18 protein-coding genes are annotated in these 18272 nt (G+C 47.3%); 8 read left to right on the top strand and 10 right to left on the bottom strand.

Features of this window, described 5'->3' with window-relative positions:
• Positions 1–17: 17 nt before the first annotated feature.
• From QUE62_RS02655 to QUE62_RS02635, 5 genes are read left to right on the top strand one after another with little or no spacing between them, the layout of a single operon-like run.
• Positions 18–1289 (top strand): polyhydroxyalkanoate depolymerase, encoded by a 1272-nt coding sequence (locus tag QUE62_RS02655; protein WP_286224290.1) that lies wholly within the window; start codon positions 18–20, stop codon positions 1287–1289.
• A gap of 21 nt (positions 1290–1310) precedes the next feature.
• Positions 1311–1991 (top strand): electron transport complex subunit RsxB, encoded by a 681-nt coding sequence (rsxB, locus tag QUE62_RS02650; protein ID WP_286262116.1) that lies wholly within the window; start codon positions 1311–1313, stop codon positions 1989–1991.
• Positions 1988–2644: an endonuclease III gene (nth, locus tag QUE62_RS02645; RefSeq protein WP_286262114.1), complete on the top strand. Its 657-nt coding sequence runs from the start codon at positions 1988–1990 to the stop codon at positions 2642–2644. Before rsxB ends, nth begins: the two co-directional genes overlap by 4 nt.
• Positions 2637–3059 (top strand): DUF1841 family protein, encoded by a 423-nt coding sequence (locus tag QUE62_RS02640; RefSeq protein WP_286262541.1) that lies wholly within the window; start codon positions 2637–2639, stop codon positions 3057–3059. The genes nth and QUE62_RS02640 overlap by 8 nt, the downstream gene beginning before the upstream one ends.
• A complete protein-coding gene (locus QUE62_RS02635; protein ID WP_353506838.1) occupies positions 3019–3777 on the top strand; it encodes a class I SAM-dependent methyltransferase in 759 nt (252 codons plus the stop codon). Before QUE62_RS02640 ends, QUE62_RS02635 begins: the two co-directional genes overlap by 41 nt.
• Here QUE62_RS02635 and QUE62_RS02630 read toward each other — a convergent pair.
• The 4 genes from QUE62_RS02630 to clpB all read right to left on the bottom strand — a co-directional run bounded on the left by QUE62_RS02630 (position 3769) and on the right by clpB (position 9760).
• Positions 3769–4197, bottom strand: a complete 429-nt coding sequence (locus tag QUE62_RS02630; RefSeq protein ID WP_286262109.1) for an HIT family protein — start codon at positions 4195–4197, stop codon at positions 3769–3771. The two genes, QUE62_RS02635 and QUE62_RS02630, sit on opposite strands and share 9 nt — an antisense overlap.
• Before the next feature lie 99 nt (positions 4198–4296).
• Positions 4297–5595 carry an isocitrate lyase gene (aceA, locus tag QUE62_RS02625; RefSeq protein WP_353506819.1) on the bottom strand — a complete coding sequence of 433 codons (1299 nt, stop codon included), beginning with the start codon at positions 5593–5595 and terminating at the stop codon, positions 4297–4299.
• 273 nt (positions 5596–5868) lie between these two features.
• Positions 5869–7116, bottom strand: coding sequence for an MFS transporter (locus QUE62_RS02620; RefSeq protein ID WP_286262107.1), 1248 nt, complete (start codon positions 7114–7116; stop codon positions 5869–5871).
• A gap of 40 nt (positions 7117–7156) precedes the next feature.
• A complete protein-coding gene (clpB, locus tag QUE62_RS02615) occupies positions 7157–9760 on the bottom strand; it encodes an ATP-dependent chaperone ClpB (RefSeq protein WP_286262104.1) in 2604 nt (867 codons plus the stop codon).
• Positions 9761–9854: 94 nt separating this feature from the next.
• On the opposite strand from clpB, the gene QUE62_RS02610 reads away from it, so the two are divergent.
• Positions 9855–10109 (top strand): GIY-YIG nuclease family protein, encoded by a 255-nt coding sequence (locus QUE62_RS02610; protein WP_286224281.1) that lies wholly within the window; start codon positions 9855–9857, stop codon positions 10107–10109.
• Here QUE62_RS02610 and moaE read toward each other — a convergent pair.
• From moaE to QUE62_RS02580, 6 genes are read right to left on the bottom strand one after another with little or no spacing between them, the layout of a single operon-like run.
• A complete protein-coding gene (gene moaE, locus QUE62_RS02605) occupies positions 10099–10554 on the bottom strand; it encodes a molybdopterin synthase catalytic subunit MoaE (RefSeq protein WP_286224280.1) in 456 nt (151 codons plus the stop codon). The two genes, QUE62_RS02610 and moaE, sit on opposite strands and share 11 nt — an antisense overlap.
• Before the next feature lies 1 nt (position 10555).
• Entirely contained in the window at positions 10556–10813 is a 258-nt protein-coding gene (moaD, locus tag QUE62_RS02600; protein ID WP_286224279.1) for a molybdopterin converting factor subunit 1, read from the bottom strand.
• A gap of 9 nt (positions 10814–10822) precedes the next feature.
• A complete protein-coding gene (locus tag QUE62_RS02595) occupies positions 10823–12085 on the bottom strand; it encodes a molybdopterin molybdotransferase MoeA (RefSeq protein WP_286224278.1) in 1263 nt (420 codons plus the stop codon).
• Between the two features lie 2 nt (positions 12086–12087).
• A complete protein-coding gene (gene thrC, locus QUE62_RS02590) occupies positions 12088–13530 on the bottom strand; it encodes a threonine synthase (RefSeq protein ID WP_286262100.1) in 1443 nt (480 codons plus the stop codon).
• A 14-nt stretch (positions 13531–13544) separates the two neighbouring features.
• A complete protein-coding gene (locus QUE62_RS02585) occupies positions 13545–14855 on the bottom strand; it encodes a homoserine dehydrogenase (RefSeq protein ID WP_286224713.1) in 1311 nt (436 codons plus the stop codon).
• Positions 14855–16111 (bottom strand): pyridoxal phosphate-dependent aminotransferase, encoded by a 1257-nt coding sequence (locus tag QUE62_RS02580; protein WP_286262099.1) that lies wholly within the window; start codon positions 16109–16111, stop codon positions 14855–14857. The genes QUE62_RS02585 and QUE62_RS02580 overlap by 1 nt, the downstream gene beginning before the upstream one ends.
• An 84-nt stretch (positions 16112–16195) precedes the next feature.
• On the opposite strand from QUE62_RS02580, the gene QUE62_RS02575 reads away from it, so the two are divergent.
• Positions 16196–16573: an Mth938-like domain-containing protein gene (locus QUE62_RS02575; RefSeq protein ID WP_286262096.1), complete on the top strand. Its 378-nt coding sequence runs from the start codon at positions 16196–16198 to the stop codon at positions 16571–16573.
• Positions 16574–16577: 4 nt separating this feature from the next.
• Positions 16578–18272 carry a glycosyltransferase family 39 protein gene (locus QUE62_RS02570; protein WP_286262095.1) on the top strand — a complete coding sequence of 565 codons (1695 nt, stop codon included), beginning with the start codon at positions 16578–16580 and terminating at the stop codon, positions 18270–18272.

Here is an 18272-nt window from a genome sequence, read left to right as displayed (position 1 = left end):
GTTCTGGAGAGTATTCAATGCTTTATCAAATCTATGATTTTCAAAAAGCATTATTGCAACCCCTAACAGAGTGGGCTAAAACGACCGCTGAGACTTTTGTTAATCCCGCGAACCCGCTCTCACTGGTGCCGGGTGCCGAACGTCTAGCAGCCAGTTATGAACTCTTGCACCGTCTTGGCAAGGACTATAAAAAACCCGAGTTTGGAATTCGGAGTGTCAAGGCACACGGCAAAGAAGTGGTTGTCCAAGAATTTACTGCTCTAGCCAAGCCTTTTTGTAATTTGGTTCGCTTCAAGCGGTTTTCAGATGATATTGAAGTCATCTCCAAAATGAAGCAAGACCCTGTTGTTTTAATTGTTGCCCCACTCTCGGGTCATCACTCGACCTTATTGCGCGATACCGTTCGCACCATGTTGCAAGATCACAAGGTCTATATCACCGACTGGATCGATGCCAGAATGGTTCCAAATGACCAAGGTGTATTCGGCCTAGATGATTACGTCCATTACATTGAAGATTTCATTCGCCACATTGGCGCTGAAAACTTGCATGTGATATCGGTGTGCCAACCAACCGTACCAGTACTGGGCGCTGTATCTCTGATGGCTTCACGTGGTGAGAGCACACCTCGCTCACTGGTGATGATGGGCGGACCAATCGATGCACGCAAATCACCAACCGCAGTGAACTCTCTAGCGATGAGTAAATCGATTGAGTGGTTTGAGGCAAATACGATTCATAACGTACCGCCACCCCATCCTGGTGTCGGGCGACGAGTTTATCCAGGGTTCTTGCAGCACATGGGTTTTATTGCCATGAACCCAAGCAACCATCTGCAATCACATTGGGATTATTTTCAAAACTTAGTACGTGGTGACGAACAAGATGCGCAAGCCCATATCCGTTTTTATGACGAATACAACGCGGTGCTGGATATGGATGCTCACTACTACTTAGATACCATACGTACGGTCTTCAAAGACTATGCACTACCAAATGGAACTTGGATGGTACGCAATGAGCTCGTTAAACCTCAAGATATTCAGGAGTCAGCCTTACTGACGATCGAAGGCGAGATGGATGATATTTCTGGGAGTGGTCAAACACGTGCGGCTCATAAACTGTGCAAGGGAATTGAGGAATCGAGGAAAGAGCATTACGAAGTAAGCGGTGCCGGACATTACGGTATTTTTTCTGGAAGTCGTTGGCGCAATAAGGTCTATCCCCGCATCCAGCAATTTATTCGGGCTCACCACTCATCGAATCCTAGCAATCAAGACGCGAATTAAATTGCATCGGATTTAAAGTCCATGCCCTCAACCAAGCTGGCCGGCCTACTCGAAGACGCACTTCCGCAAACACAATGCACAAAGTGCGGCTACCCCGATTGCCGCGGTTACGCAGAGGCGCTCGCTGAGGGAGAAAAACCCAATCGTTGCCCCCCGGGCGGTGTCGAGGGAATTATTCGTCTTAGCCAAATCCTGAATTACCCCTTGGATGATGAGACCCGCACCATTAACCCAGAGTGCGGGGTTGAGCGTCCCCGCCCTGTCGCTTGGATTGATCCGAAAGCCTGCATTGGCTGCACACTCTGTATCCAGGCATGTCCCGTCGATGCTATCGTTGGCGCGTCCAAACAAATGCATACCGTTCTTCCCGAGTGGTGTACAGGCTGCGATTTATGTGTTGCCCCTTGCCCAGTCGATTGCATTCACATGCTCAATGTAACGGGTGAACAAACCGGCTGGAATGCCTGGTCAGCCGCCCAAGCCGATCTTGCGAGAGCTCGCTATGAGTCGCATTTAAATCGATTAGGACGTGAAGAGCGTGATCAGCAAGAGCGATTGGCCACTAAAGCCAAAGCTAAATTGGCTGCACTGGATCAAAATGAAGCCACTAGCCAAGCACAACTCGATGAAATCAAACGGAAACGGGCGATTATTGCTGCAGCCATTGCACGAGTAAAGCAATCAGGCTCATCAACATCATGAATCTTGAGCAGCGCATTGCCTTTTTTGAGCAATTGAAGGCAAATAATCCAAAGCCGACTACTGAACTCGAATACAGCTCGCCATTCGAACTATTAACTGCGGTCTTACTATCTGCGCAAGCAACCGATGTATCGGTGAATAAGGGAACTCGTCGATTATTCGTAGTCGCCAATACTCCTAGAGCCATCCTAGAGCTCGGCGAAGAAGGGGTACGTCCTTATATTCAACATATTGGACTGTATCGAACAAAAGGTAAACATTTACAGGAGACCTGTCGAATCCTGCTTGAGCGCCATGGTGGTGAAGTACCCAGAAACCGATCTGACCTTGAGGCACTTCCTGGGGTTGGGCGCAAAACCGCCAATGTGATCCTCAATACGGCATTTGGGGAACCAACGATTGCGGTAGATACTCATATTTTCCGAGTATCCAATCGGACAGGTCTTGCCCCTGGTAAAAATGTCATTGAAGTTGAAAAAAAACTCATGAAACGGATTCCGAAGGACTACCTCATGGATGCTCATCATTGGCTGATTTTGCACGGCCGCTATGTATGCAAAGCTCGCAATCCAGATTGCGCGCAATGCATCGTCGAGCCTTTATGCTCCTATCGATATAAAACCAATCAAGGAAGAATACGTGGCACTGTTTAACCCAAGCCGTGATGAGGTTCGACAATTCTTTTGCGGGGCATGGCAAAAAGAGTTATCTGGGGGTGTATTAACGCCCCTGGAGATGATGGCCTGCTCATGGATCAAGCTTCACCCTGAGTACCACGCTATTTTGACAAGCAATGAAGTGCTCTCTCATGAATTCACGCCCGAACAAGGGCAAACCAACCCTTTTTTGCATTTATCGATGCACCTATCGATTAGCGAGCAGATTTCAATTGATCAGCCCCCAGGAATCAAGTTGGTAGCTGAGCAACTTAGTCGAAAATTAGATTCCGAGCATGAGGCCCAACACCAAATCATGGAATGCCTAGGTCGGGCACTTTGGGAATCACAGCGAAATAGTCAGGCTCTCGATGCGCATGCATATATTGAATCGATCCGAAAATTACTCTAGGTTTTCAATGAATCAAGCGTCTGAATCTGACCCAATCACTTTATTTCGCTCCAATTGGGCGACATATCAAAAACTACTTGAGCATAACTACATGTTTCATCACGAATTGGTTGATGCCAGTCAACGGCTGATTCAGGCAATTGATCGACCAATATCCCTTGTAGATCTTGGTTGTGGAGACGCCACTCTCAGTCAAACACTTTTTAAGCATAATCAAATCTCGCGCTACATAGCATGCGATCTTTCACAACCAGCGCTACAGCTTGCTAAAACTAATTTGGCACCCTGGTCTTCGCAATTGGAATTAAATTGTCTGGATATGCTTGAGCAACTTCGTCAAATACCGGACTGTGCCCTGGATTTAGTATTTTCAAGTTATGCCATTCATCATTTGAATGATCAATCCAAGCTGGCTCTTTTTAAGGAATGCTTTCGAGTCTTAAAACAGTCGGGGTCGTTTGTGTTGATCGATGTAATGCGCAATGATCGACAAAGTCGAGATGATTATCTTGATCAATATTTATGCATGATTGAAAATGATTGGGTAGCAATCAGCTCCATCGAACGTGCCCGCATTACTGAGCATGTGCGAGCCAATGACTTTCCTTTGAGTCCCTCTGAATATCAATCGCTCGCGCGCCAGGCAGGCTTTCATCAGGAAGATTTACTAGACGCCCACGGCTTTCATCAAGCCTGGGGCTACCAACGCTTAAGATAAGTCAGCAATACCTGATCGGATCGCTTCTGGAACTCCCTTAGCAAGCTCACGTCGCGACTTCAGTACAGCTTCAGCTGTATCGCGCTGCCTTGAAGACCAAATTGACTCTGGAAAATATGGATCATCGGCAAAACGGGGGATCACATGCCAATGAAGATGGGGAACTTGATTACCCAATGAGGCTAGGTTTATTTTTTGGGGTCGCATCACACGGCGGACTGCAAACTCAACCACGTCCACCAAGGCCAGCAAGATTTCTCGCTCAACTCGTGATAGCTCACTCATCTCAGCAGTATGTCGATTCCAAATCACCCGGCAATAGCCAGGCAAATCGGGAGCATCGACCAGAACAACGCGCGCATCATCACCGCGCCATACTAGATGCCCGCCCTCGTCTTTGCAAAGAATGCAATGGTTCATAGTTACTACTGTAAAACAGAAAGGCGCCTAAGTCACCCTTTTGGGATGCTAAAGGCGCCTTCCATAACTGCATTAGCCGCAGATTAGGCGAATGAATGATTAATGAAATTGCTCTTCTTCGGTCGATCCAGTCAAGGCAGTTACCGATGATTTCCCACCTTGAATCACGGTTGTAACGTCATCGAAGTAGCCGGTGCCAACTTCTTGCTGATGTGAAACAAAGGTATAACCCCGATCGCGTGCTGCAAACTCGGGCTCTTGAACCTTCTCAACATAAGCCGTCATACCGCGCTTGACATAGTCTTGTGAAAGGTCATACATGTTGTACCACATCGAGTGAATACCGGCCAAAGTAATGAACTGGTACTTATAACCCATCGCACCTAGCTCGCGCTGGAACTTAGCAATCGTTGCATCATCTAAGTTTTTCTTCCAGTTAAATGACGGCGAGCAGTTGTAGGCCAACATTTTTCCGGGGAACTTCTCACGAATGGCTTCAGCAAACTTCTTCGCAAAATCCAAATCTGGGGTACCCGTCTCGCACCAGACCATATCGGCATATTCTGCGTAAGCCAAACCACGAGAAATCGCCTGTCCGAGCCCTTTACGAGTTTTATAGAAACCCTCAGGTGTTCTCTCACCAGTCAAGAACGGTTTATCGTTTTCATCATAATCCGAGGTTAATAGGTCAGCAGCCTCAGCATCGGTTCTTGCCAAAATAATGGTTGGCACACCCATGACATCGGCAGCCAAACGAGCAGCAATTAATTTCTGCACGGACTCTTGGGTTGGTAACAGCACCTTGCCACCTAAGTGTCCGCATTTTTTAACGGATGACAACTGATCTTCAAAGTGCACGCCGGCTGCACCATTTTTAATCAATGCTTTGCTTAATTCATAGGCATTCAGAACACCACCAAAGCCAGCTTCAGCATCGGCAACGATGGGTGCGAAATAATCGATGTAACCAGGATCGCCTGGATTAATTCCTTTTGACCACTGAATCTGATCTGCGCGCTCAAATGTATTATTAATTCGCTCAACCACCTTAGGTACTGAATCCACTGGATAGAGGGATTGATCAGGATACATTGCTGCATAGGTATTGTTATCAGCAGCTACTTGCCAGCCTGACAAATAGATTGCTTTAACACCTGCCTTCACTTGCTGCATGGCTTGACCACCGGTCAATGCACCCAAGCAATTTACATAGGCTTCGTTATTCACTAAATTCCATAACTTCTCAGCGCCCTGTTTCGCTAAGGTGTGCTCTGGGCGAACAGAACCACGAAGACGAACGACATCTTCTGCGGTGTAGCCACGCTTTACCCCCTGCCAACGTGGATTGGTATCCCAATCCTTCTGAATAATTGCTGCTTCTGCTTTGCGAGTCACCATATTGCTCTCCTTCATTCACGATAAAAATGGATATCGACGAGGGCTTGAGAAACCCAAACTCTTATGTCTTATATAAGAGTTTAGAAAGCAATTGATTATTAATGACTAAATCTACTAATGATATAAAAATAAATTAACTCAACAGATTCAATTACTTATTGATAAAATTTTGCTTTATGAAATAAAGAATTAGAAAATGAAATGGGGTAACAATTTTCATTTTTCTATCTTTCCATCTAATGAAATTTTGATTTCACTAGATGGAAATTAGATTTAATCCGCCGTAGCTGGTCGATTGGGGATGCTACTTGCAACCCTAAATGCGGTAAAGATAATTAAGCATTGGATAAAGGCAACCCCTAAGAAGAGCCAGTTGGGCCTGCCAGCATCGAGCAAAATTCCAAAGGCAAGAGGGCCGACTGAGGCGCCAAGGTCAATGCCTGAGTAGACAATGCCATAGACTCGACCAGAGGCGCCTTGCGGCGTTGCTGACCGAATCATTAAGTCGCGTGATGGCGCAGCAATACCCAAGCCAATTCCGATCACAACAAACAAGGTTGGAATGAAGGCAGCCGATACTAACTCTGCACCGATGATCACCGACATAAGCGCACTAACAAATAAGCAGATCACAACCGTTCGTTCCGGGGCAGCAAAACGACTTGCCAGATAACCGCCTAATAGCATGCCGCCAGCGGTTCCAAGTGCTAGGAGAGTTAGGAAAAAGTTTCCGGAGGCAACCGAGATTTCATAAGTCTTAAACAGGGCACTAGGGGCAAATGATTGAATACCTGACATCGCCACCATGCTAAAAAAGAAGAAGAGCCAGCATAGCCAAACGGCAGGCAACTTTAAGAAATCAAAAGTTCCCAAGGGGCTATGGTTTGGGTCTTCCTTACGCGCATTCGCTAAATTACTAGCTTGACGCTCTTTTGCATCATCCGTTAACAAGTCACGGTTAAACCAGAGCAACAACAGAACCGATATGGCTAAGATGGCTGCCGCCATCATCGCCGTTCGCCAGTTTGCCAATTCGGCAATCGCCACCATAAAGACTGGGGCTAAAGCCCAGCCTAGATAACCTGTGACCCCATGGAAGGAATACGCATACGGTAGTCGTTTTGGCGAAATCTTATGATTAATTAGGGTGTAATCAACAGGATGAAAAACGCCGTTACCACACCCCATCAAAATTGCACCAATCATCAACCCCAAATAGCTTGAACTCACAGCATAGGTCACTGCGGATAGAGCCAATAGTCCGATCCCGGCGAAAAGGACTGGTCGCGCGCCTTTGTGATCCACCAGAAAACCAGACGAGGCCTGAACAATGCAAGACACCACAAAGAAGACGGTCATCAATAAACCGAGTTCGGCGTACGACAAGCCGAACTCAATCTTGAGCCAAGGAAATAGTGGGGGAAGAACTAAATGGTAAAAATGTGAGGTACCGTGCGCAAGGCTAATTAAGCCAATCGTACGGTTATCACTAGAATAAAAACTGCCTTGGGCAAGCGACATGGCACTAGTTTAGCGCCAGTCGCTCAATCCGCCAAAACGCTTAATGCACGAGACGCGAAAAGCTGAAATCGCCCTTTTTATCGACATCCACCGGAATTACATCCTGCGGGCCAAATTTACCCTCCAAGATCATCTTCGATACCGGATTTTCAATATGTTGCTGAATCGCTCGCTTGAGTGGTCTTGCTCCAAAAACAGGATCAAAGCCAACCTCGGCTAACTTATTCAACGCGGCATCACTAATATCCAATTGCATATCAAGACGCGCCAAGCGCTCGGAGAGGTTTTGCAAGAGGATTTTTGCAATCGAGGCAATATTCTTTTGGTCAAGTCCATGGAAGACCACGATCTCATCGACCCGGTTTAAGAACTCAGGACGGAAATGATTCTTAAGTTCGCCAAAAACTGCTTCTTTCACTTCTGCTTGATTTTTTCCAGTCATGGACTGGATCAAATGAGAACCAATATTACTGGTCATCACAATCACCGTGTTTTTAAAATCAACCGTGCGACCCTGACCATCGGTTAAGCGTCCATCATCCAAAACTTGTAGTAACACATTAAATACATCAGGATGTGCTTTTTCGATCTCATCAAACAAAATCACGCTATAGGGTTTGCGACGCACCTGCTCAGTAAGATAACCACCCTCCTCATAACCCACATACCCAGGGGGCGCACCAATTAAGCGAGCGACGCTGTGCTTTTCCATGAACTCACTCATGTCAATACGTATGAGTCGGTCATCACTATCAAACAAAAACTCAGCCAATGCTTTGCAGAGCTCCGTTTTGCCGACGCCAGTAGGCCCTAAGAACATAAATGAGCCATAGGGTTTATTTTCCTCAGAAAGACCGGCACGCGAGCGACGAATCGCGTCCGATACCGCGCGAATGGCTTCATCTTGCCCCACCACGCGTTCGTGCAAATGTTCTTCCATTTTGAGCAGTTTGTCCCGTTCACCTTGCATCATTTTAGAAACAGGGATACCAGTGGCGCGCGAGACCACCTCAGCAATCTCTTCGGCACCAACTTGAGTACGAAGCAATTTCGGCCGGCCTGTATCTTTTTGTTCTGCTTTTGCCTCAGCAGCCGCCGCTGACTTGAGCTTTTGCTCAAGCTCAGGCAATTTACCGTATTGGAGTTCAGCTACTTTCTCGAGCTTACCCTCACGCTGCAGCTTGGCGATTTCTGCTTTAACGCGTTCAATCTCCTCCTTCACAGAGGCAGCACCCAAGGCCGCACCCTTTTCTGCCTTCCAAATTTCCTCAAGGTCAGCATACTCGGCGCCCAAACGGGTAATTTCTTCTTCAATGAGATCTAGGCGTTTTTTGGAAGCATCGTCCTTCTCTTTCTTGACCGCTTCACGCTCGATCTTTAATTGGATCAGGCGACGATCCAATTTATCCATCACCTCAGGCTTTGAATCAATCTCCATCTTGATGCGAGAACCAGCCTCATCGATAAGATCAATTGCTTTGTCCGGTAAAAATCGATCTGTGATGTAGCGGTGAGAAAGCTCAGCTGCGGCCACAATCGCTGGATCGGTAATCTCAATGCCGTGATGTAGTTCATATTTCTCTTGTAAGCCACGCAGAATCGCAATCGTTGCCTCAACACTTGGCTCATCAACCATCACTTTTTGGAAACGACGCTCTAGAGCGGCATCCTTTTCAATATATTTACGATATTCATCCAGTGTGGTGGCACCAATACAGTGGAGCTCACCCCGCGCTAGTGCGGGCTTTAACATATTGCCAGCATCCATTGCACCATCGGCCTTACCAGCTCCAACCATGGTATGAATTTCATCAATGAACATAATGGTGCGGCCTTCATCTTTTGACACATCATTAAGAACGGCTTTTAAACGCTCTTCGAATTCACCGCGATACTTTGCGCCTGCTAGTAACAGTGCCATATCCAACACCAAGACGCGTTTGTCTTTTAAGGTTTCCGGCACTTCACCGTTCACAATACGTTGCGCAAGGCCTTCAACGATGGCCGTCTTACCGACACCTGGCTCACCAATTAAGACCGGGTTATTTTTACTACGCCGCTGAAGAATTTGAATCGCACGACGGATCTCATCATCGCGCCCGATCACTGGATCAAGCTTTCCAAGTCGAGCACGCTCGGTCAGATCAAGGGTGTATTTCTTTAGAGCTTCGCGCTGCCCTTCGGCATCCGCTGAGTTCACCGACTCTCCGCCGCGCACTAAATCAATGGCTGCTTCTAAGGCCTTTCGACTCAGCCCATTCTCACGGGCTGCTTTGCCAAGCTCGCCTTTATCGTCTGCCAAAACCAATAAGAATAGCTCGCCAGCAATAAATTGATCTCCGCGTTTACTTGCTTCCTTTTCGGTTTGATTGAGCCAACTTAATAAAGTCCGACCGATCTGAACGTCGCCCCCGGTACCCTGCACCTGAGGTAATTTGGCGATCATCGCCTCGGCAGCCTTTTCAAGGCCAGCAACATTGGTACCGGCCCGAGTTAATAAGCTACGCGCCCCCCCATCTTGCTGGCGCAACATGGCAAGCAACAAGTGCTCGGGCTCAATGAACTGGTTATCGTTAGTTAGGGCAAGGCTTTGTGCGTCCCCTAACGCCTCTTGGAATTTAGTAGTTAATTTATCGATTCGCATGATTTAAATGAATTTATTTACTAATGAATAAGTCTACTTAGAATATGGGGGTAAAACCCCATTATTCAAGTTTTTTATTTCAATGCAAACTGCGATGCCCTGGTTCCTTTACCTCCTCGAATGTGCTGATGGTAGTTATTACACTGGCATTACCAATCAGCTGGAGGGGCGGATACTTGCACACAATCAAGGGCTTGGTGCACGCTATACGCGTGGACGAGGGCCAGTGAGGTTACTGGAGGTAAAGACCTATCCTGACCGCTCAGAGGCCTCTAAAGCGGAATGTGCCGTGAAACGTTTACCACGAGCCCAGAAAAGAGGGTTCTTTAGCAATCAGCCTAGCTTTTAGACCAGCGGGCCAAAGCGGCATCATCTGAAACGCGGGCATCGACCCAACGAGCGCCATTTGGAGTATCTTCTTTTTTCCAAAAAGGCGCTTGTGTCTTTAGGTAATCCATCATGAACTCGCATGCAGCAAAGGCCTCGCCACGGTGGGCGCTGGTAACGGCGACCAGCACAATCTGATCGAGCGGCTGCAAGGGACCGACGCGATGAATAATCAGGGCTTGATTCAAATCCCAGCGACCCTTAGCCTGATCAATAATTGACTGTAAGGCTGCTTCGGTCATCCCCGGGTAATGCTCCAAGGTCATTTGCCTCACAGCGGAACCGTCATTCAGATCCCGAACCGTACCAACAAAAATAGCGACCGCACCAACTGCACCGTCGCCAGCTCGTAAATTTGCAATTTCTGTACTGAGGTCAAAATCCTGCTCTTGAATACGAACCGGCATATCAGCCTCCAGTGACCGGAGGGAAGAAAGCAACTTCAGCGTCCTCCAATAGAGCGGTGTCTGCGCTGACCATTTGCTGATTGAGAGCACATCGCAAGACGCGATCCTTCGACAACACATCGGACCACGGCGCGCCTCGCGTTGTTAAGAAGGCGCGAAGATCTGCAATAGTTTTGACCGAGTCGGGAATCACAATCTCTTCTTGCGCCACACCTAGGCCTTCTCGTATCGAGGCAAAAAAACGCAGATGCAGTTTCATGGCGATGAATTAATAAAGTAGTCCACTAAAGGGGATATATCGAACCATATCACCCTTTTTGAATCCCTGTCCGGCCGGACAATCAATCAAGCCATCCCCCCAAGCTGCGCTTGTCAAAACACCCGAGCTCTGATTGGGAAATAGGTCAAGACCACCTTCTGCGTTCATTTTGACTCGCAAAAACTCATTACGGCGATCTGGCTTTAGCCAATCAAAGTCGGCTCTCACCTGAAAAGATGGTGGTGCCAAATCGGACCGCCCCTGAAGTTTTAAGATAAATGGACGAACAAATAGAATGAAGGTCACAAAACTAGATACTGGATTACCAGGAAGACCGATAAACCATGCCTCGCGATTTGCCTGATTTTGTTTGCGAACCGCGCCAAATGCCAGCGGTTTACCTGGCTTAATACCAATCTGCCATAAATCCAGTCGACCTTCCGCATGAACGGCTGGCTTAATGTGATCCTCTTCGCCCACGGAGACTCCGCCTGAGGTAATAATCAGATCATGATCTTCGCTAGCAGTTCGTAAAGCTTGGCGGGTTGACTCCAATCGATCAGGAACAATCCCATAATCTGTCCCAACACATCCCATGCTCCGAATAAGCCCCAATAAGGTGTCCCGATTCGAGTTATAAATACCGCCAGGCTTTAAAGGTTCGCCTGGTAAGGACAACTCATCACCAGTAAAGAATGCTGCTACTCTTACCTTACGTTTAACAGGCAGCTGTGCATAGCCAGCAGACGCAGCGACGCCCAGATGTTGAGGTCTTAAAACGGTGCCAGCCGATAAAGCAACTTTTCCGACACTTAAATCCTCCCCGCGTCGACGAATCCATTGTCCCGCGTTAGGAATAGAGTTAATTTGTACCAAATCGGATTGGGCCTGAGTTACACAATCCTCTTGCATCACAACCGCATCTGCCCCTGGGGGTATCGGCGCACCCGTAAAGATTCTGGCAATGGTCTTTGGCTTAAGCGGCTTACCGACCGATCCCGCTGGAATGCGTTGATCCACTTTTAAGATTACGCCTGGCTCCGAAATATCCCGAGTAGCTAGCGCATAACCATCCATCGATGTGTTGTCGAGTGGCGGCACATCAACTGTACTAACAATATCCTCAGCAAGTACACGCCCTAGTGCATCTTGGGTTGGCACTAACTCTTGGGCCTCAACCGGCACAGGGTTTTTCAGTAAATGTGATAAAGCATCGGCTGCACTTAGTAGTGGTGGTTTATTACTAGAGCCTGAGGATGAGCTGATGGCCATGATCAATCGACGTGATCTTGGATAAAGGCCTTCACCGTTGGGGTGCTAGCCGGTACATTCGTCACACGTTGTGGCTTATTTTTAATGTCACGAAATGCGGGTGGGCAATCGGCAGGCCGACCCAATGCTTCTTGGATCGTTTCTTCAAATTTAATTGGCAAGGCGGTCTCCAGCACTAGCATCCGAATGCCATCCTGCAAATACTCACGCGCCACTTTAATGCCGTCAGCGGTATGGGTGTCAATCATGACACCGTAGCGCTCATCAATATCCCGAATCGTTTCTAAACGATTTTGATGTGTACTTCGACCCGAGACAAATCCAAATTGAGAGATGTTTTTAAATGCCGGATCATGCGATAAATCAAAGCCGCCATCCGTTTCTACTTGTTTAAATAATTGGGCAGTTCGCTTACCGTCACGACCAAGTAGATCGAAAATAAAACGCTCAAAATTACTTGCTTTCGAAATATCCATCGACGGGCTTGAGGTATGTAAAGTTTCGGCAGATTTGCGTGCTCGGTAAACGCCGGTTTTAAAGAACTCATCGAGGACATCGTTTTCATTGGTTGCAACTACTAAGTGCGCAATCGGCAAACCCATCATCCTGGCGATATGACCTGCGCAAACATTACCAAAATTACCGGATGGCACTGCATAAGATATTTTTTCCTCACTCGAAGCTGTTGCTAATAAATATCCCTGAAAGTAGTACACCACCTGCGCTAAAACACGTCCCCAATTGATAGAGTTCACTGTTCCAATTCGATATTTAGCTTTGAACTCCAAATCATTACTAACCGCCTTCACAATATCCTGGCAATCATCAAATACTCCGTCGACCGCGAGATTAAAAATATTGGGGTCTTGCAAGGAATACATTTGCGCCGACTGGAACGGGCTCATCTTGCCACGCGGCGACAGCATAAACACTTTAATGCCCTCTTTACCTCGCATAGCGTACTCGGCCGCACTTCCAGTATCCCCGGAAGTGGCCCCCAAGATATTGAGATCCTGCTTGGCATGTTTTAATGCGTATTCAAAGAGATTGCCTAACAACTGCATCGCCATATCTTTGAAAGCAAGGGTTGGGCCATTCGATAAACTTAAGAGTCCCAACCTTGCACCATGCTCCTCACCTAACCAATGCACCGGGGTAATGTCACTTGCTGCGTCAGCAGGACGACCATTGCAATAGACCTGCGGAGTATAGGTCTTGTGAAGTAAGGCTTTTAAATCATCAGCGGGAATATCATCGCAATACAAACGAATAATTTCAAATGCCAAGTCGGGGTACGACAGACCCCTCCAAGAATCTAACTGCGCCTTGGTCACCTGAGGATAGTGAGTTGGCAAATACAAACCCCCATCGGGTGCCAGGCCACCTAATAAGATTCCCTGAAAAGTTTGTTCTGGGCTTGCGCCTCGGGTTGATTGATAAAGCATATGTAAAACTGGGTCTAGGAAAGATTTTCAAGACGAATCTTCACGATCTCACCAATCACGGTTTTTAGATCTTGCATCTCTAACAAAGCCGCCGTCATATTTTTTTCTTTGGTCTCATGGGTCAGAATCACGAGATCGGTTTGGCTTTCACCTTCGGCAGCTTCTTTTTGCAAGAGAGCATCGATGGATACGCCATGCGCAGCCAAAATTCGTGTGATATCGGCCAAAACGCCAGCCTGATCAGCAACTGCTAAGCGCAAATAATAACTGGTCGTTACTTCTGCGATCGGCAGAATCGGAGTATTTTGCAAGGCATCTGGCTGAAACGCCAAATGGGGCACCCGATTTTCAGGATCTGCCGTTTGCAAACGTGTCACATCGACCAAATCGGCAATCACGGCAGAGGCTGTTGGCTCTGAACCAGCGCCCTTCCCGTAATAAAGAGTGGTACCTACCGCATCACCAAATACTTGTACCGCATTCATGGCGCCTTCAACGTTAGCCAACAAACGCTTAGCGGGAACCAAGGTTGGGTGCACACGTAACTCAATACCACTTGGGGTTTTCTTGGTAATCCCTAAAAGCTTGATGCGGTAGCCCAATTGCTCAGCATACCGAATGTCAGTGGCAGAGAGCTTGGTGATTCCCTCAACATGCGCTTGCGCAAATTGCATCGGCACTCCAAAAGCAATAGCACTCATGATAGTTGCCTTATGAGCCGCATCAATTCCTTCAATATCGAAGGTTGGGTCCGCTTCAGCATAGCCTAAGCGTTGCGCCTCTTTTAGGACGACATTAAAGTCCAAACCCTTATCGCGCATCTCAGAGAGAATAAAGTTAGTCGTACCGTTAATAATTCCAGCAATCCATTCGATCCGATTGGCACTCAAGCCCTCACGCAAGGCCTTAATAATTGGAATGCCGCCAGCGACCGCAGCTTCAAATGCGACCATCACTCCCTTAGCATGCGCTGCTTTAAAGATCTCATTACCATGCACAGCAATTAAAGCTTTGTTGGCAGTGACCACGTGTTTTCCATGTGCAATGGCTTCAAGCACCAAATCCTTGGCGATCCCATAGCCACCAATCAGCTCGACCACAATATCTATCTCAGGATTCTGAATCACCTTACGTGCATCGTTGACCACCTCGGCCTGGCCCTGTACAAGCTCTTGCGCGCGCTGGGTATTTAAATCCGCCACCGTATGAATCCGTATACCGCGCCCTGCGCGCCGCTGTATTTCCTCTTGATTACGAGCGAGAACGGTAAAAACTCCGCTACCAACGGTGCCAATCCCCAGAAGACCAACTTGAATAGGTTTCATCATGCTTTTACTGTAGTTACTGTGACCGAATTGCTTGCGTGTTTCGTACGATAGCGTTCAAGAAAGTGAGCAATCCGCTTGATAGCCTCACGCAAAGTATCCTCATGGGGTAAGAAAGTAATCCGGAAATGATCTGGTTTGGGCCAATTAAAACCCGTGCCCTGCACCAAAAGAACTTTCTCCTCTTTGAGAAGATCGGCAATAAATTGCTGATCATCTTTAATCGGATACATCTGTGGGTCGAGTTTTGGAAATAAATAGAGTGCTGCTTTTGGCTTGGCAACACTGACCCCTGGGATCTCACTCATGAGTTTGTAAGCCAAGTCGCGTTGACGAGTTAATCGACCATCCTTGGCCACCAGGTCATTGATGCTTTGGTAGCCGCCTAATGCCGTTTGAATCGCATATTGCCCTGGAACATTAGCGCAGAGCCGCATTGAGGACAGCATGTTTAAACCCTCAATGTAATCAGCAACCATTGCTTTGTCGCCAGACACAACCATCCAGCCCGAGCGGTAACCGCAGGAGCGGTAGTTCTTTGATAAACCATTAAACGTAATGGTGACTACGTCGGTCGATAGCGATGCCAGCGAAATGTGTTTCTCGCCATCAAAGAGCATTTTGTCGTAGATCTCATCGACAAATAAGATCAAATTATGCTGGCGCGCAACCGCAATGATTTCTAGCAACACTTCTTTGGAATACAAAGCACCGGTTGGATTATTAGGATTGATTACCACAATAGCTTTGGTTCGCGGAGTGATTTTGGAGCGCATATCCTCAAGATCAGGCTGCCAATCCTTAGACTCATCACACAAGTAGTGATGCGGGGTCCCGCCTGATAATGAAACAGCGGCAGTCCATAGTGGGTAATCGGGTGCTGGCACCAACACTTCATCGCCATTGTTCAAAAGCGCATTCATCGCCAGAACAATTAACTCAGATGCACCATTGCCGGTGTAAATATCATCCAAGGTAACACCTTGAATCCCTTTTTCTTGGCAATACTGCATGATGGCTTTACGAGCCGCAAAAATCCCCTTGGAATCCGAGTAAGCGGACGCATTTCCAAGATTACGAATCATATCGAGCTGGATTTCTTCCGGAGGATCAAAGCCGAACACACCGACATTGCCGATGTTTAGCTTGATAATTTTGTGCCCTTCCTCTTCCATGCGTTGAGCAAGTTCAAGTACAGGGCCACGAATGTCGTAGCAGACGTTGTTTAGTTTGTCGGACTTTTGTATGGGTTTCACAATCAGATCTTCTACAGGGTTAAGCCATTGAAATTTAGGGATAATTTGCTAGCTATAATCCTCTAATTATGACAGAGCCTCAGCGTGAAGTTACATTCTGACCCACAATCTAGCCAAAATACGATTACCGGCTACGGAATTGGCTTTATTGAGGTCAATAAAACCCCGTATTCGCAAGCCCTTATCGTTCAGCCTGATGGCGAAGTGATGGTGTGGCCAGTTGAAGAAAGTCTTGACCTTACAGAAGATCATTTCTCGTTAATTAGTGGTTTGCAACCTGAGTTGGTGATCATAGGCACCGGCAAGAAGCAGGTATTTCTGAACCCCAAAATTCTGCAACCACTGATTAAGGCCAAAATTGGTTTTGAAATGATGGATTCCCAAGCAGCATGCCGCACCTACAACATCTTGATGGGCGAGGGGCGGAAAGTGCTTGCCGCCATCATCTTGGAGAAAAATTAGTTAGATGTTTGCTGAACGCCAACTCACACCGCTCAATACAGTTGCACTACTGATTGTCTTCGTCCTTGCGAGCATATTATGGTTTGCCACTCTGGACTATCGGCATCTGATTCCAACGGATGAAGGTCGTTATGCGCAAATGGCCCGCGAGATGATGGTGAGCGGCGATTACATCACACCCCGTTACAACGACTACAAATATTTTGAGAAGCCACCTCTGCATATTTGGGCTTCAGCAATTACGTTTCAACTCTTCGGACTAGGGGAATGGCAAGCACGCTTTTGGAGTGGACTGACCGGCTATCTTACGATTTTATTGGTTGGATTTACTGCGGTTAAATTATTTGGGCGGGTTACCGGATATCTATCCGCACTTATTCTGCTATCAAGCCCCATGTGGGTCGTGGGCGGACATTTCAATGCGCTCGATATGGGCTTATCGGCTTTTTTAAATTTAGCCCTATGCTCACTTTTATTAGCTCAACATGCGTATCAACAACATCGCCCACAATCCGGCCGCCTTTGGATGTGGGTCTGCTGGTTGGCAATGGGTCTTGCCACCCTATCAAAAGGACTGATCGGCATTGTGATTCCAGGAATGGTGCTATTTGCGTATATCGTGACGCGCTTTGACTGGAAACTGTTAAGCTGCTTACATATTCTCAGTGGATTAGTGATTTTTCTGATCGTGACTGCGCCCTGGTTTATTGCGGTATCGATTCAAAATCCAGAGTTTGCTCACTTCTTTTTTATTTACGAACATTTCGAGCGCTTTACAGCAACAGCTCATGGGCGCACGGCACCGGCTTACTTTTTCTTACCATTAGTCCTTGTGGGCTTTTTACCCTGGATGCCCCAGTTCTTTCGGTCCGCCTGGCAAACCCTCAAGGAATATAGAATCGGATCATTCTCGGCAGAGTGGATGCTCTGGGCATGGTTCGCAGTTATCCTTATTTTCTTTAGTATCTCGCGCTCAAAATTACCGGGCTACATCATGCCGGTCTTTCCAGCCTTGACTATTTTGGCAGCCAAATCAATCGCTGATTATTTAGAATCGCATGCGCACCTTTCCATAGGTTGGCGATTACAAACCTTATTTTTTGCCTTACTCGCGCTCACCGGCTTCTTCTTTTTGTCCGAAATTGGTCGCAATGGTCAGCCTGATGAAGTCGCTGCCTATCAGGCTTACACCGTTTGGATTGTGATCGCTCTATCTTGCTTATTGGCATTTAGTCTGGTAGCAAGCCTGTTTGCGAAGCGCAATTCACTGCTCAGCATTGCCCTATTTGCTTTTGGCTTTTTCTTAACCGCCACCATTGCTGGAACGGGACATGAAACTTTGGGTCGCGCTGTCTCTGGCTATGACCTGGCACAAAGAGTGAAATCACAAATCCCAAAGGATGCCAAGATTTACTCGGTTCGCTTACTCGATCACACTGTTCCCTTTTACCTGGAGCGCAACACCATCATGGTCGAGTTTACCGATGAACTGACCTTTGGTGCCAAACAAGAACCCCAGAAATGGGTACCGACTCTCAGTGAATTTATCATCGTCTGGAATCAAGATCCCAATGCCATCGCGCTAATGCGCCCCGATCAATTTGTTGAGCTAGAAGGTCTCGGGCTTCCCATGGAGGTATTGGGTCGCGATAGTCGACGGGTTGTGGTTCGACATCCACAAGAGCCTTTGCGACAATAG

The organism is Polynucleobacter sp. HIN9 (assembly GCF_030297635.1).
In the GTDB taxonomy this organism is placed as follows: Bacteria; Pseudomonadota; Gammaproteobacteria; order Burkholderiales; family Burkholderiaceae; genus Polynucleobacter.
The sequence above is the reverse complement of the archived record's forward strand: the minus strand, read 5'-3'. Positions and strand labels throughout refer to the sequence as shown.